Raw genomic sequence first — 26,403 nt, forward strand, 5'->3', positions numbered from 1 at the left:
TACACTCTAACAAACTACGTAAGGATACTTAGGTGCCAGCTGAAGCATCCTCTTTCTGCGCTAATAAACACTCACTTGCTCTCTTGAGCGTATCTTTCTGAGTCACCTCCCAGTTAGATTATGGTACATCCGCTGACTGTGCACTTCAGTTGTGTACAGTGTTTACTTATCGGTAAGATAATGAAAATTAATACATTTTTCTTTGAATCGTTTTTTATCATGTCGACTTACAATAAAAAAACATTTACGCATCACTCTTGTGAACAAAAAAAGACCCCCCGACAGGCCGGAAGGTCTTTATTAATCATAACATTTCAAGGAGATTGAACGTTAGCTTACGTTGCTATTCCTGATCAATTTCATATTGCTTCATCTTACGGAACAACGTGCGCCTATCGACTTGCAAAGTTCGCGCTGTATGAGAACGATGCCAGTCATTAGCCTTTAGAATGTCCACAATGTACTGACGCTCAAAGCGGGACATCGCAGTTTCAAGTGGTTCCTGAAGTACCTGCATTCCTCCCCTGTCACTTCTTGTAATAATCCGTTCTCCACCAAGTGACAGGGTTCCTAAATTCAAATATTGATGCAGTGCATTCTGCATCTCCCTTATGTTACCTGGCCAATCATATGCCATAAAAGCATTCAACACTTCTGTTGTAATTGGCGGTCGATTGTCCTGATCCGGCAACACTCTCAGGAAGTGATCGATAAGTAATGGAATATCCTCTTTGCGTTCACGCAATGGGGGAATATAAATCGGCACAACATGAATGCGGTAATAGAAGTCGCTTCGCATTTGCCCTTGCTGTACCAATTCCATCAAATCTCTGTTTGTTGCCGCGACAATTCTGGGGCGTGAATGAACCAACTCAGTCCCCCCAACAGGGGTAAAGCCACCGCCCTCGATCGCACGTAATAATTTGATCTGTCCGATCAAGCTGATCTCACCCAGTTCATCAAGAAAGAGCGTACCATTATCAGCCTGTTCCAAATATCCTTTTCGATTCGCGACTGCTCCGGTAAACGCACCTTTTTTGTGTCCAAAAAATTCGCTTTCAAAAAGCTGTTCAGGGATAGCCCCACAGTTTACCGGAACATAATTGCGCTCAAACCGTGAACTATTGTCGTGTACAGCTCGCGATACAAGTTCTTTACCTGTACCGGACTCACCATAAACAATCACGTTGTCATCGGTTGCGCCAGCTTTGAGAATCATTTCATAAATATTCTGCATCGGCTCTGAATCACCGACAATGTTCCCAAAATAATGTGCCTTCATCTTGCTTTTCAACAGACGGTTCTCTTCACAGATCCCCAATTCCTGCATCTTGCTTTCAGTCACATCTGAAATAAATCCCTCTATAGCAAACGGAATCCCGTCATCATCATATAAACCGACCGCCTGCTCTCTAACCCAGCGCGCATCACCAGATTCAGTCTGGATACGATACACATGCTCAAACCGCAGACGCGCTGCAAGAGAAGCCTGCAACCGCTCTGTCAATTCGGCTCTGTCTTCCTCCACAACTATTGACAGAAAAGGCTCCATTCCGCCTTCTGTAAAATGCGTATGAGGAAAACCGGTCAATTCGTAAGTTCCGACACTCATAAATTGCATTGTTCGTTGCGGATCCACATCGCTTCTGTACGCAATGCCCGGCAGGTTATCCATCAGCGTATTCAACTGACGCTTATTTTCGCTCAACTCCTGCTTTACGAGCACATTCTTCTCTTCAAGACGCTCACGCATCCCTTTGAGCAACAGATGCGTATGAACCCTTGCAACTACTTCCGCCTGATGAAACGGCTTCGTAACGTAGTCTACGCCCCCGACGCTGAACGCTCTGGTTTTATGCTCGGGATCCTGCATGCTTGAAATAAATATGACAGGGATAGAACGAGTTGAATCCTGTTGCTGCAACTCTTCACAGACAGTAAATCCGTCCATATCAGGCAGAACAATATCAAGCAAAATGAGATCAGGACGCTGCACCACAGCGTGTTCCAATGCTTTTTCACCGGTCTTTGCCACAACAAGGGCATATTCTTCTTGCAGATTATCAACGAGAATGCGGAGGTTTACCGGATTATCGTCAACTACCAGAATTAATGGTTTTTTTCTCACAGTGTGTCTCCCCTTGCCTATACTTCTGCAAAGCCGGAAATCTGCTCACAAGCCAACAGATGCTCCCGCGCCTTTTCGTAATCGTATTGAAATACGAAAGATTCAAGTGTGGCAGACACAGTCTGCGGTAAAAAAACAGCAGCTTTTGGTAACAACTCTTCAATTGTCACAGGGTCTGCGGCTTCCAAAGCTGAAGCTAATTTTTGTGCTACAGAAAACTCTTCGTCTGTCAGCGGCTGAGCAGCAGAAAGACTCTCCAGCTCTTTCACAGGTTCTACCTGCACAACTCCTTCCTCCAGCAGCGGAGTTAATTCCCGCTCAAGAGAAAGAATAAGATCGTCAACACCGAGCGGAGTGCTTTCCCCGTTCACAACCCGCTCTGCACGCATTTCAATCTGCTTTGCAATGGCCCCCCCCTGCGCTGCACCAATGTTTGAAGCTGCACCAGAAATCGTATGCGCGATTTTCATCACTTGCTCATACTCATGATTAACCCTTGCCTTACGCAGCTTATCGATAACATCAGCATGCTCTTGCGCGAACAGTCTTAAAAGCTGATCAAAAGAATCCTGAGTAACACCAAGACGTTTTGCCACCTCTCCGCATATACCATACGGCACGACCAATGACTGAGCTTCCTCTGCATAATCACGCACTGGTTGTTCCATAGCTTCCTCTGAATTCAATGCACTTGCGATAGTTGAATATAACGAATCTTTACCGAATGGTTTTGACAGGTAATACTCCATACCCGCTTCCTGAGCCCTCTGCCTGCTTCCTTTAATGGCATGTGCCGTCAACGCAATCATAGGCGGTGCTGCCACACCCTGTTCCTTTGTAATGATTGAAGCTGCTTCGTACCCATCCATTTCCGGCATTTGAATATCCATGAGCACCACGTCGTACGTAATTTTACGGACAGCTTCCACGGCTTCACGACCGTTGGTTACAAATGTCAGCAAGCCACCAGTCGGCTCGAGTAGCATGGTTACAATCTCACGGTTTGTCTGCGTATCCTCAGCAATAAGAATGCGTTTTCCCTCAAAAAGATCTTCTTCAGGAATCCCCATTGCCGGCATGTCTGTATCGGCAAGTACAGCACCTTCTGCACCAAGCATTGAGCATAGTGAACTCAACAAAGTACGCATGGTCAGAATGTCGGTTGCCAAATAAACATGCTCCGGAAGCTTTGAGCTGGAAAGAACAAGCTTACCATGCTTTGCTGCCATAACGAGAACAGGTATCGGCTCACCATCAGCAGTAAAATTAAATAGCCGTTCCGGTCGCTCCGCCAGCGGAATATTATGTCCGATACAGATAACGTCAGGATGCACAACACCGGACTCAAGCTTAAGCACTGCATCATCCACACCGTAGGCAATGGTCGACATCATATCTATCGCATTGAAGTGAGAACGGATAACACTGCCCGACTGTTCTGACTTTGTCACAATCAGGGCAGATATGTTCGCCAGCTCCTCTGGAAGTTCCCATACGTCACAGCATGATGCTTCAAGCTCAAACGGAACAGAGAAAGCAAAAAGACTTCCTACTCCCTGTTCAGATTCAGCCCAAATTTCGCCGCCCATGTGCTCTACAAGCTGTTTACAGATACTCAGCCCCAAACCAGTACCGCCATAACTACGCAATTCCGGTGCACTCAATTGCTGGAACGGAATAAACAACTGTTCCATGGAACCGGATGGAACCCCGATACCAGAATCCTGTACAAAACACTGAAGCAGAATATTGTTGTCTGATATTTGATGAAACCTGAATGACAACGAGATGGTGCCACCAGGAGGCGTAAATTTAAGGGCATTACTGGTAAGGTTCAACATAACCTGCTGTAATTTACCAGAATCGCCACACAGCCTTGTCGGAACAGTGGAAGGAAGATCCACAATAAATTCAAGATCTTTCGCAGCGGCTCTTCCAAGGACAAGGTTGCAGACTCGCTGCACAGTGCTATCAAGATGAAACGGCATATTCTCAACAGCTACGTGTCCTGCTTCAATTTTGGAAAAGTCCAGAAGCTCATTGATGATATCAAGCAGCGTAAAAGATGAATCCAGAATGCTACGTAAATACTTTCGTACAGGCGGTGATGCCTCAAGCATCCGTACTTGTTCTGCAAAGGATATAATACCGTGAAGCGGGGTTCTGATTTCATGACTGATACTGGCAAGAAACTGACTTTTTGCTTGAGTTGCAGCGTCTGCAGCCTCTTTGGAACGCTGCAGTTCTTTGTTCATCTCTCTCAAATCACGGGTACGTTCTTCAACGCGTGATTCCAGCTCAAGGTTCGCTCTGCTCAACATTTCTTCATACTGAACACGGGTAGTTACATTTCGTACAGACCCTACAAACTCTGCAGGCTTGCCGTCTGCATCAAATAGCATTTTACCGGTGACAGAACAGTGCATTGCTTGCTCGCCAGAACCAAACACAAATGCAAAGTCTTCCAGCTTCCCGCGCCTGCGAAGCTCTTTCCTCAGCTTGCGAACAACCTTGGGAGCCATAAAGTCATGGATAGTTGCATTTTGAGCAGCCTCTGGCGTCCACCCGAAGACCTGCTGAATCGAAGGACTTACCTCTCGAATTCTGCCGTCGGGCAGAGCTTGAAAATATACGTCCTGAATATTCTCAAATATTCGCCGATACCTGTCCTCACTATTTCGGAGGGCAGCCTCGACTGAATCTCGTTTTTCCAGCTCTGCGTTAAGTTCGCTGGTTTTTTTATCTACAAGCTTTTTAAGAGAAAGGTTCCACAAAACAATTATGCATGTTGCACCAATAAGGAATGTGAAACACATAAGGATAAGAACAATAGCTCGCGTTGAAACAGGATCAACCTCTTCCATGCGTACCCATTTACCGACAATGGCACTATGCTCTTCTGAAGTGATATTATGCAGTGCTTTGTTGAGAATACTTTGCAGTATCGGCAAATCTTTACTTATACCAATAGAAAGGCTCGCTGTCAGTCCGACAACACCCCCTACCTGCAAATCAAGAACACCGCTTTTTTTAATCTGATGTGTAATACTGAACTGATAGTCTACCAATGCGTCCGACTGCCCGAAAGCTACTCGCTGCAAACCTTCCGCACTGTTTTCGACCACATCAATAATGATATCCTTATAATAATCTTCAAGATAGTCATGCCACGCATAACGACGGACAACAGCAACATGTTTGCCACTCAAGTCATCCAGAGTAAGATCCTTCCAATCTCCCTTGCGGACTACGATAATGCCCGGCATCTTAATAAACGGCGCACTGAAGTTGAGGAAATTATCACGACTCGGGGTACGCATCAGTGCAGCAATCATATCGAGCTTGCCATCACGCATATTCTGCATAACCTGCGTCCATTCACCAACTGCGGAGATTTCAAACTTCAATCCTGTCAGCTTTTCCAGAATGCGCAGATAGTCACTGGTCATGCCTACATGCTTTCCATCCTCATTTTTTGCTTCAATAGGAAAAAAGTTATTATCAATGCCGACACGGACTGTTCCATGCTTGGAGAGCCAATCACGTTCTTCAGGTGAAAAATTCGCCCAGACAAACTCTTTGTTTTCAATCAACCGCTCAACAGTATTATCACGGGAATCCAAAGAAGAAAGAACGGTCTTGTAAATTGCTCCCATTCCCAGAAGCAACATACCGCACACAAGGAGAGTCAACATTTTCAGGCGCATTCATCTTACTCCTGAAACCATGCGGAGAATAATCCGCTCAGTTTACCTAATAGATACTTATCCATTGCCGCTCTGCACTGCCAATGCAAACCAACACTTCCTGACAACTGCCCTACATTATATATAGGGACAGACTAAAAGCTGATTACGTTGCGCTGTAAACATTGCCCTCAGTCCACGTATTCCGTGCCATAAGCCTTGCAACATCCGTTCTCAACAGCTTGTTATCTACGGCACAAGCAGCCGCGAATATACAATTTATAACAGCTCACCACATACATCATACTCAAATTACATCAGAATATATTCTTCAAGGGCACAATAGGGCGTTGCTGTATTATTTTTATACGGATTACTTGAGACAGTAATGTCCGAAATTGATCACCTCTAAGCTGCGTCAGAGCTTACAGAATTCAAAACGGGTCAATTATGACCCAAAAAAGATCGAAATTGACCTTATCACAACTAAAATTTGAGTCAAAACTGCAAGTTTATGTTGCACATTCGCACCATCATACATCACCCGCTGCAGCCATCTGTTTTTTGGGACTATTTTGTCCCGTCAACCAAACCCCTTTTCGCGCATTTTTTCACAAACACCTACTATGGGACAAATTAGTCTCAATATTATTTCTTTTATTTTTAGCATGTTATGAAAAAAGAATAAAAAAAGAGACATACTTGTCTCACTTTTTTCCAATCTATTTCTAACATCCTGACCATGCCTTCAGGTAATTTGTTAACTATATCTGAACGATACTAACAAATTTTCTTACATGTGCACTTTTTGGTCTCTTCTTTGCTCTATACCCACCATATGGTTTATGCCCTCGGGAAACGGCATGACCTGTCCCACCAGTTAAAGACATGTCGTTTCCCTCCGGACAATAAATTTCTTCAGCATAAGAAATACTACCCCTAACAACTTTCGGCCAGTTGCAGGGGTGAATAACAACCTTATTCCATACAGGCAGTTACACGCTCTACTTAGAGTCGTATCTAAATATGGAATACATTCAGGAGGAAGTATGTTTAGGAAAGCATTAGTGCTGGTTGCACTGGTAGCAATGATGGCAGTATCTTCTGTATCATTTGCTCAGGATCCACAGGTTCTGCGCATCGGCATGGGCGACCCTATTGATTCCGAAATGGGTGCTATCGCAACCCGCTTTAAGGAAATCGTAGAAGGTCGCACAGACGGTAAAGTTGAAGTACAGATCTTCCCAAGTGGTCAGCTCGGTGATGAAACCGAAATGATCCAGAACGTTCGTCGCGGCAACCTCGACATGGCAGTAGTAGGTATCGCGAACACTGTTCCTTTCGTTAAAAAGCTTGGTATTCTTACCCTGCCTTACCTCTTCGAAAACATGTACGACGTAGTTCGTGGCGCTACCGGCCCTGCTCACGAAATGCTTAACGAATTTGCAATTAAAGAAGGTGGCTTCCGTGTTCTTGGTTGGACTTACACCGACTACCGCTACCTCTCTAACTCCAAGCGCCCAATCAAAAAACTTGCTGACGTTAAAGACATGAAATTCCGTGTTCCTCAGTCCGCAGTTATCCTTGAAACTTACCGTTCTTGGGGCGCAAACCCAGTGCCTATCTCTTGGGCTGAAACATTCACTGCTCTCCAGCAGGGCGTAGTAGATGGTCAGTGCTACGGTTACATCACTTTCCAGGCTGCTAAATTCAACGAAGTACAGAAGTACATCACCGAAGTTCACTACACTTACCAGCTCCAGCCAATGATGATTTCTGAGCGTCTTTACAAAAAGCTCTCTCCAGAAATGCAGCAGCTCGTAGTAGAAGCTGGTCGTGAAGCTCAGGAATACTGCCTCGCATTCCAGCTCGTAGACGCTGGTCGCGCTAAAGCAGAGCTCATCGCTTCCGGTATCCAGATCGATACTCTCGAAGACGAAGCTGAGTGGAAAAAGCTTGCTATCGATAACGTATGGCCAAAAATGACCGACTTTGTTGGCGGCCAGAAAGTGCTTGATCGTTACCTCGGTTACATCGGCAAAAAATAATCTAGCAGAGACTCAAGAGCCGGTGTCTGACACCGGCTCATTCCTTTTTAATTAGGGGACACCTGATGTTCAAAAAAATCCTTTTTAATATTCTCGACCATGTTGAGAGCTACATCTGCCAAGCACTCCTTGCATTCTTTGTTGTGATTCTTTTCTTACAGATTATTCTGCGTGAAATTGGCACACCACTGTACTGGAGTGAGGAAGTCGCCCGCTTCTCTTTTGTTTGGTTTGTATTTTTCGGCGCTTCCTACGCGGCAAGGCTCGCTGCTCACAACCGTGTGACGCTCCAGTTTAAGCTTTTCCCACCTATCGTGGGTGAAATCTCCATGCTTCTCATGGATGGTGTCTGGATCGTATTTAACAGCGTGATGACTTGGAAAGGCATCCAGACCATTCAGGACCTGATCGAATTCCCGTACGCAACCCCTGCTCTCGACTGGCAGTTGAGCTGGGTGTACATGATCTTCCCACTGAGCTTCTCCCTCATGACTCTGCGTATTCTGCAGGTCAACTACATCAAATGGATTCTTAAGCAAGAAATTGAAGACCCTGACAAAGCTGATATTGAAAAGAGTAAAAATGCTCTGAAGGGTGAGGAGGGTTAGTCATGGGTGTTGCAGAAGTATTATTTCTAACATTTTTGGTGCTCATGCTTTTGGGAGCACCGATCACCGTAGCACTTGGTGTGTCTGCCATGTTCTCATTCATGGTAGTAGGTCAGGATTTGAGCACGCTCATCCAGATCGCATTCACCTCTGTTAACAGTTTTCCAATCATGGCATTGCCGGCATTCGTACTTGCTGGGGCATTGATGGAATGTGCTGGTGTATCAAAACGATTAGTTATTATTGCTGAGAACCTCGTTGGCCCTGTACGCGGTGGTCTGGCAATTTCTACAGCTCTTGCCTGTGTATTCTTCGGCGCTATTTCTGGTTCTGGCCCGGCTACTACTGCTGCGGTTGGTATGCTGATGATTCCGGCTATGATTAAACGTGATTATGAACCTGGCTACGCTGCAGCAGCAACTGCTACTGCGGGTGGTGTAGGTATTATTATTCCGCCTTCTATCCCTATGGTTATCTACGGCGTAGCGGCACAGGAATCCATTACCAAGATGTTCCTCGGTGGTGTTATCCCTGGCCTCTTAATCGCAGCTGGCCTTATTGCGATGCACTTGTTCAAATGTCGCAAAATGGAAGTACACGAAGATATGGCAGGATGGTCTGCAGCCACTCTGTTTAAGTCCATGAAAGAAGGTTTCTGGGCAATGATGGCACCTATCGTTATTTTGGGTGGTATCTACTCCGGCTTCTTTACACCGACAGAAGCAGCTATTGTAGCTATCTTCTACACACTCTTCGTCGGATTCTTTATTTACAAAGAACTTACAATCAAATCCCTGATGAAGTCCCTTGAGACAACATCATGGCTTACCGGTCGCGTACTCATCATTATGTTTACCGCCTACGCATTCGGTCGTCTGCTTGTGCAGTACCGTATTCCGGATCAGATCGTTGAAATGCTCCTCGCATTTACTTCCAACGTAATGGTTGTTTGGATCTTTGTAGTACTTATTCTTCTGTTCCTCGGCATGTTCATGGAAACCCTTGCAATCATCCTTCTCGTTACCCCGGTACTGCTTCCAGTTATGAAAGCATTCGGTGTGGACCCAATCCACTTCGGTATCGTTCTCGTATGTTGCTGTGGCGTAGGCTTCTCTACTCCACCACTAGGGGAAAATATGTTTATCGCCTCGGGTATCGCAGACGTCTCGCTGGAAGAAATTTCCGCAAAAGCGATTCCGTTCTGCTGCGTCACAATCGGTGTTATCTTCCTGCTCGTGATGTTCCCGCAGCTGATTCTCTTCCTGCCGAAAATGCTCATGTAGCAGGGTGAAGCCTTGTGCTTCAACCCTACCCGAAAAGATTGCGGAGAACCTGAAAAGGTTCTCCGCTTTTTTTATGTTGATTGTGTTTGCTGGAGTTGTCTCCGACGGGCAGGCGGACTCCGCCCCCTGCACCCCCGCAAGGGGACTTGTCCCCTTGACCCCGTTATGTGGAACGCAGTTTTTTTAGAAAAATAGGCGAGAGATATCCTGGTACTTTTACCTATTTTTTTAGCAAAAAATTCTGTAGCTAACTGTTTTTACATACACGTAATGTCAAACTACAAGCAGAGAGAACTCATGAGTACCATCACCATAGGTCTTGCCCAATTTACCCCTACTAAAGGACACATTGCTGACAACCTCACCCAACATATTTCACTCATAGAAACTGCAGCAAACAAACGAGTAGATCTTTTGGTGTTCCCTGAACTTTCATTGACCGGATACGAGCCAGAGCTAGCATCAAAGCTGTCTATGACATTGGAGTCAGAGCCAATACTATTGCTAGACAGCTTAGCAAAAAAACACTCCATGACTATTCTTGCTGGTGCTCCGTTTGATACAGGGTACGATCAGCCTGAGCTTTCATTGATTATACTCTCCCCAGAAAACGCTCCTCAGCACTATAGCAAAATCCACCTACATGGTATTGAAAAGCAGTTTTTCAGAGCTGGTATCCACCATAAAATTTTCACAATCAACTCATTCAAAATTGGACTCGCTATTTGCGCTGACACGACACACCAAGAACACATTCAACACATGATTAACAAGGATGTTGATTGCTATATTGCTTCTGTACTTATTTCTAAGCAGGGCTATGCAGCAGATGCAGCTATGTTTACCCAATACGCTCAGCAACACAGCGTGACGATAGGATTTGCGAACTACATAGGACATTCAGGACCATATATCTGCGCCGGAAAATCAGCTTTCTGGAATAAAGAAGGTGAAATAATCTCGCAATGCAGTTGTGATGAACCTGAACTTCTCATAACCACCCTCACCTCCTAACATCCGTTTACGTAGTGGGTTACATAATCTCTGTTTACGAAAGACAGCTCACATGTACGTCAAGCCGGTCAAGGGGGGCTCCCCCTTGCGGGTGGAGGGCAGCGCCCCCTCGCCGAAGGCAACAAAAAAACCGGCTGTCCTTTCGGACAGCCGGTTTTATATTTCGTATAACTTCAGCCTAGCGCAATGCTAACGACGCAATAGAGAGCGGGGTTAACATAAGCGGTTGGCTTGGAAGATGTACAGGCAGTTTAAGCTCTTTCTCAAAGATGGTTTCAATCCCCGGCAGGCAGCAAGTACCACCTGAAAGAAGAATTGAATCAACTTCGTACCCTTTCATGTGAGCAGCAACAATGTCGCTTACGCGCTCAAGAGTAGGCTTTGCAATTGAGAGAATTTTGTACTCCTCTGCTTTGCGCTTATACTCTTCAGCTTTCTCAAGCTCAACATCATAGTGACCGGCAATAGTAAGTGTAATGTGCTTACCGCCTGTCGGCTCATCATCGCTGAATACGATCTCGCCATCTTTAACGATTGCAGTACCTGTAGTACCACCACCGATATCGACAACTGCTGCTTTATCAAGCTCTAAAAGAGATGCTACGCAGCTTGGTTCGTCTTCAACATGGGTTACCTCGAGTCCTGCGGTTTCCAAAATATTTGTGGAAAGACGCGCATCTGTCCCCGGAGGGAAAGAGGTGGAAGCTTCGGTGATTTCGATACCAAGGCGTTCTTCCGCCATAGCTACGAATTTGCGCACTACGTCGCAAGCACCAACAAAGTCAACCACAACACCGTCACGTACAACTTCTGTCCATTCCAGGAAGACAGCAACCGGCTCGCCTTCGCCATCAACAGCCATAAGCACAACATCAGCTGTACCTAAGTCAATGCCGATGTGAATCGGGCCTTCGACCGAAACAGGTTCGGTGTCGTTCATCATGGCTGCGGCGCGATCAAGTCGCTCGCATGCTAACTCCCAAGAAATGGCCATAATTAAACGATCCTAAAGCAATCTACGAGGCAGCAGCGACGCTTACGAGTAAATGTAGCTGCGTTAGTTACGCCTTCACCGGTAGGAGTGGAGATGGTCATAGAAGTCCAACCTTCACCGCCTGCGCCGAGACCTGCTACGTGAGGACCGTTTTTAACGAAAAGGCTTGTATCAGTAGCACGAGCCATTGCTTCCATGTTGTACACGTTAGTTGAGTGCAGACCAGCGGTGTGGCTGAGGCCACGCTCAAGCTTAAGTGCCCACTGGAGTGCTTCTTCAAAGTTGTGTGCACGGAGTACAGGTACGAGAGGCATCATCTGCTCAACAGTAGCAAACACGTAGTCAGAATCACGGCCAGCGTCTACGATAAGAAGCTTGCATGTATCAGGTACGGTGATGCCTGCGATTGCAGCGATTTTTTTAGCGTCACGGCCAACCCATTTTGGATTAGCACGAGCTTTATCAGTACCGTAATCAAGGATAACAGTCTGAGCGATGGTGTTAGCCTGCTCAAGAGTAAGCTCGTATGCGCCAACTTTTTTCATCTCAGCTTTAAGCTGGTCAGCGATGGAATCAACTGCGATGATTTCTTTTTCGTCAGCACAAATGAGGTTGTTATCAAAAGATGCACCAATGTAGATGGACTCAGCTGCACGAGCGATGTCGGCAGTTTCGTCTACAACTACAGGAGGGTTACCGGCACCAGCAGCCATAAGGCGCTTGTTCGTGGTCTTGCGTGCAGCTTCTACTACAGCTTCACCACCGGTAACTACGAGAAGGTTGATACCTTCGTAAGTAAAGAGGCGCTTTGCAGCGTCAATGGAAGGTTCTTTAACAGCTACGAGAAGGTTAGCAATGCCGGTTTCAGCAACAACAGCTTTGTTGATGATTTTGATAGCTTCCTGAGTGATGCGCTTAGCAGCAGGATGCGGAGCGAATACTACAGAGTTACCGGCAGCAATCATGCTGATACCGTTGTTGATAACAGTGGAACCCGGGTTGGTTGATGGAGTTACAGATGCGATAACGCCCCAAGGTGCGTTTTCGATCATGGTAAAACCATTGTCACCAGTAATTGCTTCAGCAGAAACAACTTCTGTACCAGGGGTACGGTCTGCAACAAGAAGAGTTTTAGCAATCTTGTCTTCAACGTTACCCATACCGGTTTCTTCTACAGCCATTTCTGACAGATGACGAGCGTTATTACGCGCAGCGCGACGGATAATATCAACAATCTTGTTACGCATTGCGATAGTACCGATTTTTTTCTGAGCAGCTTTAGCAGCAGCTACAGCATCATCTAACTCATCAAAAATGCCCCAGTCGCCAGCAGCAGGTGCAGGAGCAGCAGAAGAAGTCTGTGCAGCACCAGTCAGCTGAGTAAGAACTTCAGAAACAATAGACTCTATCTGTTCACGTGCGATAGCCATGTTATCTCCAAACTATATTATTTATTGTAAACCGTTTCGCCCTGAGCAGAGATCTGATCAATGATCGCTATTACGCTGAGATCGAGAGGAGGTCTTTCATTCATGGTGAAACGCGCGGAACTGCCTCGAACGAGGAGTACCATTTCACCTTCACCGGCACCAAGGGTGTCGGCTGCAACCTGCCCAGAACGAACAACTTCACCGTCAGCGGTAATAAGATCCACCAACAACAGCGTTACTGGAGGCACGCCGGGATCACGAACAGTAGAAACTACCTGTCCTCGTACTCTTCCTAATTCCATTTTGCATCTCCTTATTGAACGCCGTCAGGGGGTCTTCCGTTGGCAGTTTACTTAGTTTTAATAGGGAAAACTTCCTCAAGATCTGCATGAGGACGTGGGATAACGTGAGTTGCTACAACTTCACCAACGCGCTGTGCTGCAGCAGCACCAGCATCGATAGCAGCTTTGCAAGCAGCAACGTCGCCACGGATAAGAGCGGAAACAAGTGCGCCGCCGATGCGCTCGTAACCAACGAGTTCAACGCGTGCAGACTTAGTCATGGCATCAGATGCTTCAACAAGAGCAGTCATGCCTTTTACTTCAATAATACCAAGAGCGTCGCCCATGTGTATCTCCTGTTTATATACAGAAACCGGAAAAAGCCGGTCTATTTTTTCTTCTGGCCTGCTTTAGCAGGTTTTTCAGCAGCTTTCGCAGGCTTTTCAGCCTTTGGTTCGTCAAAAATAGAACCAATTTTATTTGCGATCATGTCACCAAGGCCATCACCCGGACGAGCGATAACGTTGGTGCCTGCGCATTCGCCAAGGCGGGAAGCAGCTGCTTTACCAGCATCAACAGCAGCGCTTACTGCTGCGAGGTCACCTTCACAAATAACAGTGAGGAGACCGGAGTCAGCATTCGCCACGCTACGCACATGTACGCGAGCTGCTTTGGACATAGCGTCTGCAGCTTCAACAGCAGCTACAAGACCTACTACTTCTACTAAACCTAAAGAGTCGTTCATAACGATACGTTCCTTTCGTTCTTCAATGGACGCAGCGAAAGCAGCGTCTACAAAATATTACGCAAAACTTCCGGAGATGCGCTTGGGATTACAACTTTGCGAACCAGCATAGCGCTCTGAGCAACAACATTAGCTGCTGCTTCAACCGCCATGTTTACAGCTGCAACGTCGCCGGTAAGGATACAGAAAGCCTTACCGCCAAGTCCCATTGCAATGCGTACTTCTGCAATATCAACATCAGCAGTTTTGGATGCTGTGTCAGCTGCAAGAATAGAAGACGCTGCGGAGAAAGTTTCAATAACACCAAGTGCTGAGCCGGACGGTTCCGGCGTTGCACAGGCCATTGCGGAAACAACAGCTTCGTTGATGTTCGGGATTACAAAATGATCAGCAACAGTACCGTCAGAGCTGCTCATACCTGCGTCAACCGCAGACTGAACTGCCGCAACATCGCCATGTACCGCAACAACAAATTTGCCCGGGCAGATGGTTTTAAGCATGAGAGGTTCTACAAGAGAAGCTTTCATCATGCGGTCTGCTGCTTCAATACCTGCTGCAATGGAAGTGAATTCAATCATTCCAACAGACTGGAGTTGAGTTACCACAACTAGGCTCCTTTAATGACGATGTTGTTGCCAACTTCTACGACAGTACCTGCAATAGAAGCATGAACGGTTGCACCGAGTGCGCCTTCCGGCACAGCACCGATAAGCTGGCCTGCAGTTACAGTGTCCCCTACCTTAACTTGAGCAACAGAAGGTGCGCCAATGTGCATGCGGAGCGGGAGACTTACCTGTGCAGGTTTGTAATCGCCTTTAAATTCTGGATGGATATTCATGTAATCAGCAATGCCGATTTTGGACGCAAGGCGAGGTACCGGAATTTTACGGTACGGACGCATTGCAGACTGTTCGGAACGAACTTCACGCGGACCGGTGTACTGAACACCTTTCTCGCGGAACTGTCCTTTTAATGCGCTGTTGATACGGCGCGGGGAAAGCCCCATTGGACAGCTGAAGAGTTCACACACCCCACATTCACAACACATGGCTGCCTGAGTGGCACCCATTGCTACATCCTGACCACCGCCGAATGCGCGCATAACTTTGTGTGTTTCAAAACTGTGACCTACGAGGTAACGCGGACACAGCTCTGTACACATGCGACACTGGATACAGGCAGTAGCAGCACGGCGCTGCATGGTGTGAAGATCAACGGTCGCCTGCTTATGCAGGTAGTGTCCACGAGGGAGCACAATAAGACCGCCGCTTGTTTTTGTGATTACTTCATTCTCAAAAGCAGCCTGAGAATCACACATACGTCCCATCATCGGACCACCGAGAATGTATACAGGGTCTGCAACGGTTGCACCGCCACAGAATTCGAGACATTCCTTAAGGCTGGTACCGAGTGGTACACGGATAATAGAAGGATTACCTACTTCACCTGTAACTGTAAGCACTTTGTGTGTCAGCGGCTTACCGTCCATAGCTTCTGCAACAGTGTGCAGAGTACCAACGTTAGCCACAACAGCGCCCACATCTTTAGGCAAACCCAAAGGCGGGATGGTTTTTCCGGTTACTTCGTGAACCAGAATCTGCTCATCACCGGCAGGATAGAAGTTATCGAGTTGAGCAAGCTCAAGGCCGGTACCTTCCATACCCTTTGCAAAAATATCTGCAATTTCGGTATATTTCCGTTTAATGCCAATGACACCTCGTGTAGCCCCTGTAGCTGCAACTACAGCCTGCATGGCACGAATGATGTCAGAAGCATGGGATTTCATGATGTACTGATCAGTGTGGAGCAATGGTTCACATTCGCAACCATTGGCAATGACCGTATCAACTTGTGCGTCGTATTTGACGTGGGCCGGAAAACCGGCCCCGCCTTCTCCGACAACACCAGCATTCTGGATCGAACGGATAAGTGTTACTTTGTCCATGACATTCTTCTTTGTGCGTTAAGGGCTACAAAGAGCGCGACTAGCGCTTAAATGGAAAAACGTCTTCCAGATCGCCGTGAGGACGAGGAATAACGTGAACCGCTACAACTTCACCGATGCGCTGTGCAGCTGCTGCACCAGCGTCGGTAGCAGCTTTACAAGCAGCTACGTCGCCACGAACGATAGCAGTAACAAGACCAGCACCAATCTGCTTGTAACCAACGAGCTGCACACGAGCAGCTTTTACCATTGCGTCAGAAGCTTCGATAAGAGCGGTAAGACCTTTAGTTTCGATCATTCCTAATGCGTCCATTGTATCCTCCAATTGATTAGTCAGTAACTGACGTATGTTTTTACTTTGTTTGCCGCGTTATAAGCACTGGCCTACGACGGCAACTTTATAAATATCATCTGCACTACAACCACGGGAAAGGTCATGCCAGCCTGCAGCAAAGCCCTGCAGAAGCGGACCTAATGCGGTGTATCCGCCAAGTCGCTGTGCAAGCTTGTATGCAATGTTTCCTGCTTCCAGAGATGGAAATACCAATACGTTTGCTTCACCTTTAATAGGGCTGTCAGGAGCCTTGGAGGCTGCAACGCTTGGTACAATCGCAGCATCAAGCTGCAATTCACCATCAATAAGAAGGTCAGATTCACGTTCACGGACATTTGCCAAAGCTTCCTGAACCAGTGTTACACGGTCATGCTTTGCACTACCTTTGGTAGAGAAAGACAGCAGAGCAACACGCGGGTCTTCACCAAGAAGCTTTCGGGCTTTATCCGCAGATGCAATGGCGATATCTGCAAGAGTAGCTGCATTAGGTGCAGGTACAACGCCACAGTCTGCAAAAATGTAGTCCTTACCGCCCTCAGGCGCGATCATGAAAAAGAAACTAGAAACGGTTTTGAGACCTTTCTGTTTAGGCAAAATATGCAACCCGGCACGAATAACATCACCAGTTGAGGAGATGTTACCTGCAACACCAAGCTGTGCTTCATCACGGCGAACCATCATGGCAGCACCAGCAAGCGGACAACGCATTGCTTTAACAGCAGCATCCATTGTCACAGGCTTACCTTTCTTTTCGCGCATTGCGAAAAATTCGGTCGCATTTTTTTCAAGCAGTGTGGGGCTGGTGTGATCCACTACCGTAATACCTGTAGTACGGACTTTTGCTTCGCGCATTTTACTGCGCACAGCAAATGGAGACTGGACAAGCACAGGCTCGCAAAGTCCGTCAGCCTTCAGGCGGGTAACGGCTTCGAGAACACGCTCGTCGAGACAATCCGGGAACACAACAGTCTTAGGATTCTGCCTGCATGCTTCTTTACAACGTTCCAGAATGCTCACATTACACTCCGTGACTACTGGATGTTGTTTACGCAAGCGATGCGTACAGAAGAAGGAGTACTGTAAGTAATCTCAACACCTTCAGGGAAGTACATCATATCGCCGGCTTTACCGATTTTGGTTTCGCCGCCAACAGTCAAATGTAATTCGCCTTCAAGGATGATACCCACTTCAGGGGACTCTACAGTACGGGTAAAGGAAGCGCGTTCCCACTCCATGTACCCAGCAGCAAGCTTAGCATCATCACATGCGCCAATGGCATCTGCAATGAAGACTTGCTCGTCAACTGGAACAGGACTGGAACCCTGTTTCTGCAGGCGCTGCCCTTCGATAAAGCAAATACCGTTGCTTGAAGCAGCAGCTTCAACAACCGATGCAGCAGGTGCTGTTGCCGGACACGCAGTATCGCCAAGTTTAGCGGAAACAACGCGGGCAACCACAGCTTCAAGCACTTCAGCGCTTGTTCCTGCAGGAAGCTTATCTTTGAGGAGCGCACAAACCTGCGTCACAACCTCTTGTGCTTCAGTACAACCGCCAGCGGAAACCGCAGGCGCTACCGGAGCAGCAGGAGCCGGAGCTTGCGCAACACATGCTTCTGGAGCAGATGCACTGCAAGCCTGTGCAGGCGCAGCATCTTCAAGAGAAGACTCAATGAAAGTTACTCCAAGCTCTTCGGCTTTATCCTGAGCTTGTGGAGTAATGATACATTCACAAATTTTAAGTTTAATGGAGTTAGTACCATTATCAACAGCTTTGCGAACGTCAGCCTCGGTGACTATCCGTTTTCCCATGCAGTACCTCCAGTGTTGGCTGTTCGTGTATGGGGCTTTCAGTCATTTGCCCAAGTTTTTCAGGCTGTGAAAAACCTGCGCGTAACATTTATATAAGCCTGCACAAGAGAGCAGGCACATGGCTCTCTTGCAACAACCGTGCACAAAAACACAGCCATCTTGTAGTTACGGACAGCTCCTCTATAAATGATGATTGAATAAGAAATAAAGTGTTATTTTCTGCATGTTGAGGCAAAAAATTCTTTTGAAAAAAAATAGCATTCAGTTTTGTGATTTTTTCCACAACCTAAATGCAAAAGTATTTTACTATGTTCAAGAAGGCATGAGATGCATTTTTGCAGCATAACTATACTTTTTAATACTGATTACTACTAACACATTCAATTTATAGTATTTCAACACGTTAGTTTCTTCAGTTTTACTAACAGTAAGTAACAATTTTACTTACGTTGCAACAAGGCAACATGCACATTTTTTGCGCAAAGTATTGCATTTCGTACAATTAGCATAATTTGAAGTTGCATGGTGCAACTCCGCATCAAAATTTTGCGTAAAAATTACCTCTTCAACTTCTCTAGCTACGTGTTTTTTCTTGAAAAAGTTTGATTAATTAATCAATCCACCCTGCTCTATTTTACCACTATTTCTGCAAACCAATCGGTTAACCCCTCTCATACAAGCCTTTTTACAAAACAGATTATCTCTAACTCTTCTTTTCACAAGAGCGTCTACGTTCACTCTGGCACTCTACTTGCTTTTGTACTGCTGGCAGTATTTTAAATTCTACCGATTAGTTTAATAACGCCACGACGCATAGTGTTTATGCATCTGGCGATGGATGAAAACCCATAGGGGATTTGCAATGAACGTGATTGACTTCCGTTTCCGTCCAAACACTGCGGAAACTCTGAGCGGAATCCAGAACAGCACTATGTTCAAAGGCCTCTGCCAGCACATCGACTTTTCTAAAATGAAGGCTCAGACCGTAGCTGAGTGTGTTCAGGACCTTACTGCTAACAACGTTGTGCGCGCTGTTATCACCGGTCGTGACTGTGAAACTACCTACGGTGCTAAGCCTAACAACCAGAGTGTTATCGACTTTGTTCAGGCTCATCCAGAGAAGTTCATCGGCTTCTTCGGCATGGACCCACACAAAGGCATGCAGGGCATCCGCGACCTGAACCACGCAGTTCAGACTCTCGGCCTCCGCGGCGCAGCAGTTGACCCATACCTTGCTCAGCTCTACCCGAACGATGCCAAGTACTACCCAATTTACGCAAAATGTTGTGAACTCGACATTCCTCTCGTATTCACAACTGGTCCTGCTACTCTCGTTCCTGCAGCAGTAGTTGACCACGTTGCACCTCGTTACATCGACTTTGTTGCTCGTGACTTCCCAGAGCTCAAAATCGTAATCAGCCACGGTGGCTACCCATGGGTTAACGAAGCTATCATTGTTGCAGAGCGTAACAAAAACGTATTCATCGAAATCTCTGAATACGAACGCTCCCCAATGTCTGAAGCATACATTCAGGCTGCTAACACAATGATCTCCGACAAGCTGCTTTACGCATCTGCTCACCCATTCATTGACTTCCGTCAGGCACTTCAGACTTACAGCGAACTTCCATTCACTCCTGAAGTTCGTCAGAAAGTTATGCATGACAACGCTGCAAAACTCCTCGGCCTCGAATCTGCACCAGCAGCTTCCGTTGCAGGTGGCGCAGCTTCTGCTGATCTCGTGAAAGACATCGTTTCCGAAGTTCTCGCACGTCTCGGCAAGTAGTCGCACAACTACGTTGTTCCTCACGTTCCTGTCTGCGTCATGCACGCAGACAGGAACGTATATCGCGCCAAAAAGCGCACACAAATTTTTTGCAACCGGATAGTTGACCAGCTCCTCCTTTGATCATGCCTCTAAGGCTGTTCATCTATCTCCGGTTACCCTACGGAACACTCCATTCCGAACCCTGCTTGAGGAGACATAAGCGCAGGTACCACGCGCGGCTATCAAGATTCTCCCCGCTTCTTATAGCCCATTTTGTCCCTCATCTTTCAAGCCTTGTCTGGGCACGGGAGCACACTCCCTACAAATGCCCTGATTTCTCTTGCCAAGAAATCAGGGCATTTTGTTTTGCCTGTAGCCAATACGCCACACCACTATCCACCTTCCCGACCCTCAAACAGTACTATCCATCCACAAGGCCACAAAAAAGCGCCCGAGAGAAACTCTCAGGCGCTTACTATTTCAACGTGTAATCGAGACTTACAAAATCTTACGGTAGATAGCGACAATCTCTTCCTTACGCATGCCACGAGGGTTCGTAGCTGCACAGGCGTCTTTCATTGCGCTTTCTGCCATTACTTCAAAGTCTTCCGGATTCACAGTCTTACCGTATTTCTTTGCAAGCAGAGTAAGTGACGGCGGAATACCAACATCCTGCATGAGATCACGGATAGCCTGAATCACATTTGAAGCAGCTTCACGCTGAGTACGGGCTGTGCCCTGTACACCGAAAAATTCTGCCATTTCTGCAAAGCGATCCATCGCAGCAAGCATGTTAAATTCACATACATGAGGAAGGAGGATTGCGTTACACTCACCATGCGGCAAGTTAAGGTACCCACCAAGCTGGTGCGCCATAGCATGAACGTATCCGAGCCCAGCATTGTTAAATGCCATACCAGCCTGATACTGAGCATAACACATAGCTTCACGGGCTTCTAAGTTACGACCGTTACCAACAGCGCGGCGCAGATATTTTGCAATAAGCTTAATTGCTTTTTCCGCGTTTGCATCGGTCATGTGCGTTGCACCAGTAGAAACATATGCTTCCACTGCGTGTGTCAATGCATCAAGACCTGTAGCCGCTGTGAGGCTAGGTGGCATACCAACCATAAGCTCAGGGTCATCAAGAGCAATCCCCGGAGTAACACGCCAGTCCACAATCGCCATTTTAACTTTGCGGGCTGTGTCTGTGATAATGCAAAAGCGTGTCATTTCTGAAGCAGTACCTGCTGTAGTATTAACAGCGAGGAACGGAGGCATTGCCACGCGAGCTTTATTCACACCTTCGTACTGGTGAATTGTCCCACCGTTTGTAGCTACGATGCCAATACCTTTACCACAATCGTGAGCGCTGCCGCCGCCAAGGGTGACAATGCAGTCACAACCATTAGCAGTATACTGTGCAAGGCCGTCATTCACGTTTGCATCTGTCGGGTTCGGTACTGTTTCATCGTATACAGCGCACTGCATGCCAGCAGCCTGCATAAGCTGTACGATAGAAGCGGTAACTCCAAGCTGCGTCATACCTTTGTCCGTTACGAGCAAAGGCTTGGTACCTCCCAGAGACGCAAGTCTTGCAGGAATCTCTTTAATTGCGCCAGAACCGATAACTGTCACTGGCGGCATGTAAAATTCGACAGGTGCGACTGTCTGCTGAAAGCTCATCTCAAATCCTTCCGGTGATGAAAGTTGCTGTTTGCACCAAAATAAATTCAGTAACCTAAAAAAACCTTTTTCTAACCTGCCGGAATGTACCACTACCCCTGTGGCATCAACGCTCTTCACTTCGTTATTCCAGCATATGCAGTTACTTTTTCAGCCAAAGAAAAATGCTTTGTACGAAAAGTAACAAGCATTTCTACTAAGCAATAAATGTGCAAACAACCAACTTTGAATCAGGACTTTTTTACAACTCATCACAAAAATGTTTTTTATATTATTATATCAGATGGTTATTGAAATATGTTTTTTATTGAATTTTTTCTTCCTCACATCTTTACACTGGCTAACTACCCAGTTTTTTCGCTTTCAACCTTTCATCAATCGGCATGAGCCCTTTGAAACCGGTATCTTTCTCTTTTACACGATACCTCACCCAACAACGTTGCATTACTGCATCAACAAACCAAGAAGTAGATCAAAGTACCTACTATCCCTTTATCCCCTTTATTTATTCTTTTTTTCACAAACATGAAGAGTGCGTCATTATATTTTATCTGTATAATCAAGCCGAAACAAAAAGGATGCAATTAGGCAACGTTCAAATCAACAACATAACCATATGTTTTTTCTAGCTAAAAAACATACACGCCACCCTTGATGCAAAAGAGCAACTCAAAACCACTTACCACTTCTTTCAATACGCAAAGCCCTCTATTGAAATTAATTTTACTGTCATGATATCCCGACAACTAAGGTCATCTTTTAAATAGTTTGACATAGAATGTTTGAGCTACTAATTTTCACAGGCATTTTTTTTAGCTATAGACCCTGCTATACGCGCAGTTGCCTAACGCTTTTTTTGATAAAGTCACTACATCTCAGCACCGGACACTGATTTACATGAAATATATCGAGATAATACGTTCCAAGTGGAATGAAACAAGTCAGGATCAAATACACACTGCCCTTGTAAATACCTTTTGTTTTTACATGCTATTTTTCTCTTTCGGACGTATTTTCATCCAAATTGGGCAAATCGGGTCTATTATCCTTCTGGCAGCATATTATGCTAAAGGGTTCAACACTACGAACCTCAGTAAGTTTGGTGGTAAAAAATTCTTTGCTATTTTCTTCGCCTATCTCATTCTCAATGTAGTACTGTCACAATGGCCAGCAACATCCATCAGAGCAATCAGCTCTAACTGGTGGAAGGCATTTTTAATACCATTCATTGCCATGGAACTTGTCACATCAGAACGTGACCTCAAAAAATTAATTATGGCCTTTGCCGGTGCGGGCTTTCTCCAAGGACTTGACGGCATCTGGCAGTCTATTTCAGGCTTTGATCTTATCCACGGCACCGCCATCTATGAAGACAGGCTTACCGGCTCCATGAAGACACCACGGGTTGGCAACTACATGGCGATCATTCTGCCTGCTGCTTTCGGGATATGCTACATTGCAAAACAACAAGGCCCGAAATGGGGAAAACTTGTATGCTGCGCTTTGCTTACTCCTGCAGTATTCCTCTGGATATTCAGTCTTACACGCAGCGGCTATGCCGGAGTCGCCATTGCCCTGTTTACGTTATGGGCCTTTGTCTGGCCTCCTTTTCGTCTCTATAAATTGGCCTTACCTGTTGCCGGCGTTGTCTCTTTGATTATTCTGGGTCCTTCACGAATTTCTTTTGAACGCCTTATGCAAAACCCTCGATGGGAAATATGGTCTTTCTCCTTAAAAATATTTGAAGAATTTCCCATCTTCGGCGCAGGACTCAAGACCTACGCACCTGCACGTGATATGCTCGGCTTAAAGCAAGTTGTTGCCAGTGCTGAAATCCCCCACCCGCATAATATGTACCTCCAGTTCCTCTCTGACGGCGGCATTATCGGCTTCACAATCTGCATGCTGTTCCTGTTCGGTTTGCTGTACTATGCATTTGCAATCATACGCCCGAACATTAAATATGAAATACAAGAACAATCATCCGCCTACTACTGGCGCTATACCGCCCTTTTCTGGGGCAGCTACCTTGCCTACCTCGGCACCGGAATCTCTGCTCATGATTTCTTCCGTCCATGGTGGCTTGCAATCGGCATGGCAATGCTCGGTATAACGCTTGGCGCATGCACAGCCGGTGCAAGTAAAGCTGCACCAAGAACATCTTTTACGTCGTAACTGGGGATAGGTATGAACATAGCATTCTTCAATGCTACTGCCGGGTGGGGTGGAGTAAAAACATGGACAATCGACGTTGCGGAAGAATTGCAGAAGCAAGGACACAACGTTGTTGTTGTCGGAAAAGACGACCGATTCAGGGAGCGTGCTGCTTCTAAGGACATGCGAGCCTATACAGTCTCATTTGGCGCAGATTTCAGCCCTGTCAGCATCATCAAATTTATGAATTTTCTGCGTAAAGAGCAGGTGGATGCAATACTCATAAACGTGAGTAAAGAGCTCAGAACCGTCGGCATCGCAGCAAAACTTCTCGGAATCCCGATAATTCAACGAATCGGACTTCCAAAAGACATGAAGTGCTGCACCAAAGTAAAACTGCTCGACCAGATTCTTACTCCGCACTATTTATTCCCGTGCGACCATAATCGTGAAGGTATGCTTGAGCATCTTCCGTTTGTAGATCGAGCACGAACAACTGTTGTATATACAGGAAAACCTGTTCGGAATGTATCTACACAAGCACACGCCGGCGCTGTTCAGTTCATAACAACCAGCCAGCTGAATGTCCGCAAGGGGCATAAGGAACTAATGGAGACCATGGGCCTGCTTGCTGAAAGAGGCTGTCCGTTTCACTGGCATATCGTTGGAACAGGAACCGAAGAAGAAGCGTTAAAGAAGCAGTGTAAAGAATTGCAACTGGACTCATATATCACGTGGCACGGATGGGTTCAGGACATATTCCCTTTGCTTGAACAGGCAGATTGTTTTGTTCTTCCCTCGTTCTTTGAGGGACTGCCTAATACACTTCTGGAAGCCATGTCCTGCGGCCTTATTCCTGTTGCGCGGGATGTTGGTGGAATACACGAAGCTTGGCCGGACTCTCTGAAGGATCTGCTGATTCCAGAGTCAGAGCCTGCTGAAATGTGGGTTGAACGACTGAAGGATATAGCAACGCTTCCAAAAGAGGATCTATCTAAAAACAAACGCATGGTGCAAGAATACACAGAAATACACTTCAACCTGACAAAACAAGTTTCCAAACTGGCAAAAGAGCTTGAAAAGATAACGGAAGAAACAAATCAGTAACATAAATATCACAAAGCTACGTATACAATAGAGTATACGTAGCTTTTCTTTTGGCTATTGCTATACACAAGACGAGTCGCATCATTCGTGTAGGTGCATAGATCTTGATCATTGTACAACTGCTCAAGGTTGTACTGTACAACATGGTGTTAGACTTTGCTGTTGTAAACGCTATCAATATTGCAATTGCTATTTCTTATGGTATGTAAGCACATACTACAAAGAGGAGTTATTTATGAAAAAGTTGCTATTATTTCTCGCTGTTACCATTATGATGTTCAGTGCAACTGCTGCTTTTGCTGACGCTGACAAGATTGTAATCGCCCACCGCGGCGCATGCGGCTACCTGCCGGAACACACTCTTGAAGCAAAAGCTGCTGCATACTTTATGGGTGTAGACTACATTGAACAAGATCTCGTAATGACAAAAGACAACCAGCTTGTAGTACTCCATGATCACTACCTTGATCGCATTACTGATGTTATGGAGAAGTTCCCTAACCGCTACCGCATGGTAGATGGTAAAAAACGCTGGTTTGCCATCGACTTCACACTTCCAGAAATTAAAAGTCTGAAAGTTACAGAAGGATTCAAAGTTAAGGACGGAAAAAAGACACAAGGTTTCAGTGCCCGCTTCCCACTGTTCAAGTCCTCCTTTGAAGTTCCTACCTTTGAAGAAGAGTTACAGCTCATTCAAGGTCTGAACAAGTCCACTGGCAAAAATGTTGGAGTATACCCTGAAATCAAAGCTCCTTGGTTCCACCGCTCTGAAGGCAAGGATATCAGCCTTGCGGCTCTCAACATGCTTAAAAAGTACGGCTACACAACAAAAGAAGATAAAGTGTATGTACAGTGCTTTGACCCTAATGAGACCCGTCGTATCAGCAAGGAACTGCTTCCTAAGCTTGGCATGAATGTTAAAGTTGTTCAGCTTATTGCAGAGACTGACTGGAACGAAACCATGGAGCCTAAAAACGGCAAGCTGGTTCCATACAACTACGACTGGATGTTCAAAAAAGGCGCAATGAAGAAAATTGCCGAATATGCTGACGGTATCGGTCCTTGGAAGCCAATGCTTGTTAAAAACGACTCAACCCGCAATAACCTGATCATCACAGACATGGTTAAAGAAGCACACGATAACGGCATGGAAGTGCACCCTTATACCTTCCGTCTCGATGAAGGCCGCATCCCTCAGTATGCAGCCAGCTTTGAAGATATGCTCGACATTTTCTACTACACTGTAAATGTTGACGGTGTATTTACAGACTTCCCAGACCGTGCAGTAGACTTTTTGCGCCGTGCTGAATACAAACGTCAGGGATTGTAATATCCATTTTCAATACTAATTAAAAAACCGCCATATTCGGCGGTTTTTTTTATT

At 46.2% G+C, this 26,403-nt stretch carries 21 protein-coding genes; 8 read left to right on the top strand and 13 right to left on the bottom strand.

What is annotated here, in order from left to right; all coding sequences use genetic code 11:
- Nucleotides 1–343: 343 nt before the first annotated feature.
- Both SP90_RS09600 and SP90_RS09605 read right to left on the bottom strand, forming a co-directional pair.
- The gene (locus SP90_RS09600; protein WP_066855093.1) at nucleotides 344–2,128 is read right to left on the bottom strand and encodes a sigma-54 dependent transcriptional regulator; all 1,785 of its coding nucleotides are present in this window, start codon (nucleotides 2,126–2,128) and stop codon (nucleotides 344–346) included.
- Nucleotides 2,129–2,145: 17 nt separating this feature from the next.
- Nucleotides 2,146–5,835 (bottom strand): ATP-binding protein, encoded by a 3,690-nt coding sequence (locus SP90_RS09605; RefSeq protein WP_066855096.1) that lies wholly within the window; start codon nucleotides 5,833–5,835, stop codon nucleotides 2,146–2,148.
- A 1,028-nt stretch (nucleotides 5,836–6,863) separates the two neighbouring features.
- Between SP90_RS09605 and SP90_RS09610 the strand changes: the two genes are divergently transcribed.
- The 4 genes from SP90_RS09610 to SP90_RS09625 all read left to right on the top strand — a co-directional run bounded on the left by SP90_RS09610 (nucleotide 6,864) and on the right by SP90_RS09625 (nucleotide 10,767).
- Entirely contained in the window at nucleotides 6,864–7,862 is a 999-nt protein-coding gene (locus SP90_RS09610) for a TRAP transporter substrate-binding protein (RefSeq protein WP_066855099.1), read from the top strand.
- Between the two features lie 65 nt (nucleotides 7,863–7,927).
- A complete protein-coding gene (locus SP90_RS09615; protein ID WP_066855102.1) occupies nucleotides 7,928–8,470 on the top strand; it encodes a TRAP transporter small permease in 543 nt (180 codons plus the stop codon).
- 2 nt (nucleotides 8,471–8,472) lie between these two features.
- On the top strand, nucleotides 8,473–9,753 hold the full coding sequence (locus SP90_RS09620; protein ID WP_066855105.1) for a TRAP transporter large permease: 1,281 nt from the start codon (nucleotides 8,473–8,475) through the stop codon (nucleotides 9,751–9,753).
- 297 nt (nucleotides 9,754–10,050) lie between these two features.
- Nucleotides 10,051–10,767 carry a carbon-nitrogen hydrolase family protein gene (locus tag SP90_RS09625; protein ID WP_066855108.1) on the top strand — a complete coding sequence of 239 codons (717 nt, stop codon included), beginning with the start codon at nucleotides 10,051–10,053 and terminating at the stop codon, nucleotides 10,765–10,767.
- 178 nt (nucleotides 10,768–10,945) lie between these two features.
- On the opposite strand, the gene eutJ is transcribed toward SP90_RS09625, so the two are convergent.
- Genes eutJ through SP90_RS09675 form a run of 10 tightly spaced genes read right to left on the bottom strand, consistent with a single transcriptional unit; the run spans nucleotide 10,946 to nucleotide 18,304 of the window.
- Nucleotides 10,946–11,761 (bottom strand): ethanolamine utilization protein EutJ, encoded by an 816-nt coding sequence (gene eutJ / locus SP90_RS09630; RefSeq protein ID WP_066855111.1) that lies wholly within the window; start codon nucleotides 11,759–11,761, stop codon nucleotides 10,946–10,948.
- 2 nt (nucleotides 11,762–11,763) lie between these two features.
- Nucleotides 11,764–13,191, bottom strand: coding sequence for an aldehyde dehydrogenase family protein (locus tag SP90_RS09635; RefSeq protein ID WP_066855114.1), 1,428 nt, complete (start codon nucleotides 13,189–13,191; stop codon nucleotides 11,764–11,766).
- A gap of 17 nt (nucleotides 13,192–13,208) precedes the next feature.
- A complete protein-coding gene (locus SP90_RS09640) occupies nucleotides 13,209–13,493 on the bottom strand; it encodes a EutN/CcmL family microcompartment protein (protein WP_066855118.1) in 285 nt (94 codons plus the stop codon).
- Between the two features lie 47 nt (nucleotides 13,494–13,540).
- Nucleotides 13,541–13,819, bottom strand: a complete 279-nt coding sequence (gene eutM, locus SP90_RS09645) for an ethanolamine utilization microcompartment protein EutM (RefSeq protein ID WP_066855121.1) — start codon at nucleotides 13,817–13,819, stop codon at nucleotides 13,541–13,543.
- A gap of 41 nt (nucleotides 13,820–13,860) precedes the next feature.
- Nucleotides 13,861–14,217 (bottom strand): BMC domain-containing protein, encoded by a 357-nt coding sequence (locus SP90_RS09650; RefSeq protein WP_066855124.1) that lies wholly within the window; start codon nucleotides 14,215–14,217, stop codon nucleotides 13,861–13,863.
- 47 nt (nucleotides 14,218–14,264) lie between these two features.
- Entirely contained in the window at nucleotides 14,265–14,822 is a 558-nt protein-coding gene (locus SP90_RS09655) for a BMC domain-containing protein (RefSeq protein ID WP_197498787.1), read from the bottom strand.
- Nucleotides 14,823–14,824: 2 nt separating this feature from the next.
- A complete protein-coding gene (locus SP90_RS09660) occupies nucleotides 14,825–16,162 on the bottom strand; it encodes a 4Fe-4S dicluster domain-containing protein (RefSeq protein ID WP_066855127.1) in 1,338 nt (445 codons plus the stop codon).
- 40 nt (nucleotides 16,163–16,202) lie between these two features.
- Nucleotides 16,203–16,475, bottom strand: coding sequence for an ethanolamine utilization microcompartment protein EutM (gene eutM / locus SP90_RS09665; RefSeq protein ID WP_020000567.1), 273 nt, complete (start codon nucleotides 16,473–16,475; stop codon nucleotides 16,203–16,205).
- 57 nt (nucleotides 16,476–16,532) lie between these two features.
- Entirely contained in the window at nucleotides 16,533–17,513 is a 981-nt protein-coding gene (gene pta / locus SP90_RS09670) for a phosphate acetyltransferase (RefSeq protein ID WP_066855130.1), read from the bottom strand.
- Between the two features lie 14 nt (nucleotides 17,514–17,527).
- On the bottom strand, nucleotides 17,528–18,304 hold the full coding sequence (locus tag SP90_RS09675; protein ID WP_066855133.1) for a cupin domain-containing protein: 777 nt from the start codon (nucleotides 18,302–18,304) through the stop codon (nucleotides 17,528–17,530).
- An 862-nt stretch (nucleotides 18,305–19,166) separates the two neighbouring features.
- On the opposite strand from SP90_RS09675, the gene SP90_RS09680 reads away from it, so the two are divergent.
- Nucleotides 19,167–20,090, top strand: a complete 924-nt coding sequence (locus tag SP90_RS09680; protein ID WP_066855136.1) for an amidohydrolase family protein — start codon at nucleotides 19,167–19,169, stop codon at nucleotides 20,088–20,090.
- Nucleotides 20,091–20,570: 480 nt separating this feature from the next.
- On the opposite strand, the gene SP90_RS09685 is transcribed toward SP90_RS09680, so the two are convergent.
- Entirely contained in the window at nucleotides 20,571–21,758 is a 1,188-nt protein-coding gene (locus tag SP90_RS09685; protein WP_066855139.1) for an iron-containing alcohol dehydrogenase, read from the bottom strand.
- 897 nt (nucleotides 21,759–22,655) lie between these two features.
- On the opposite strand from SP90_RS09685, the gene SP90_RS09690 reads away from it, so the two are divergent.
- The 3 genes from SP90_RS09690 (at nucleotide 22,656) to glpQ (ending at nucleotide 26,349) form a co-directional block, all read left to right on the top strand.
- Entirely contained in the window at nucleotides 22,656–23,933 is a 1,278-nt protein-coding gene (locus SP90_RS09690; protein WP_066855142.1) for an O-antigen ligase family protein, read from the top strand.
- A 12-nt stretch (nucleotides 23,934–23,945) separates the two neighbouring features.
- Entirely contained in the window at nucleotides 23,946–25,019 is a 1,074-nt protein-coding gene (locus tag SP90_RS09695; protein WP_066855145.1) for a glycosyltransferase, read from the top strand.
- Nucleotides 25,020–25,254: 235 nt separating this feature from the next.
- Nucleotides 25,255–26,349: a glycerophosphodiester phosphodiesterase gene (gene glpQ / locus SP90_RS09700; RefSeq protein WP_066855148.1), complete on the top strand. Its 1,095-nt coding sequence runs from the start codon at nucleotides 25,255–25,257 to the stop codon at nucleotides 26,347–26,349.
- Nucleotides 26,350–26,403 lie beyond the last annotated feature (54 nt).

Origin of the sequence: Halodesulfovibrio spirochaetisodalis (assembly GCF_001672295.1) — a bacterium.
Taxonomy (GTDB): Bacteria; Desulfobacterota; Desulfovibrionia; order Desulfovibrionales; family Desulfovibrionaceae; genus Halodesulfovibrio; species Halodesulfovibrio spirochaetisodalis.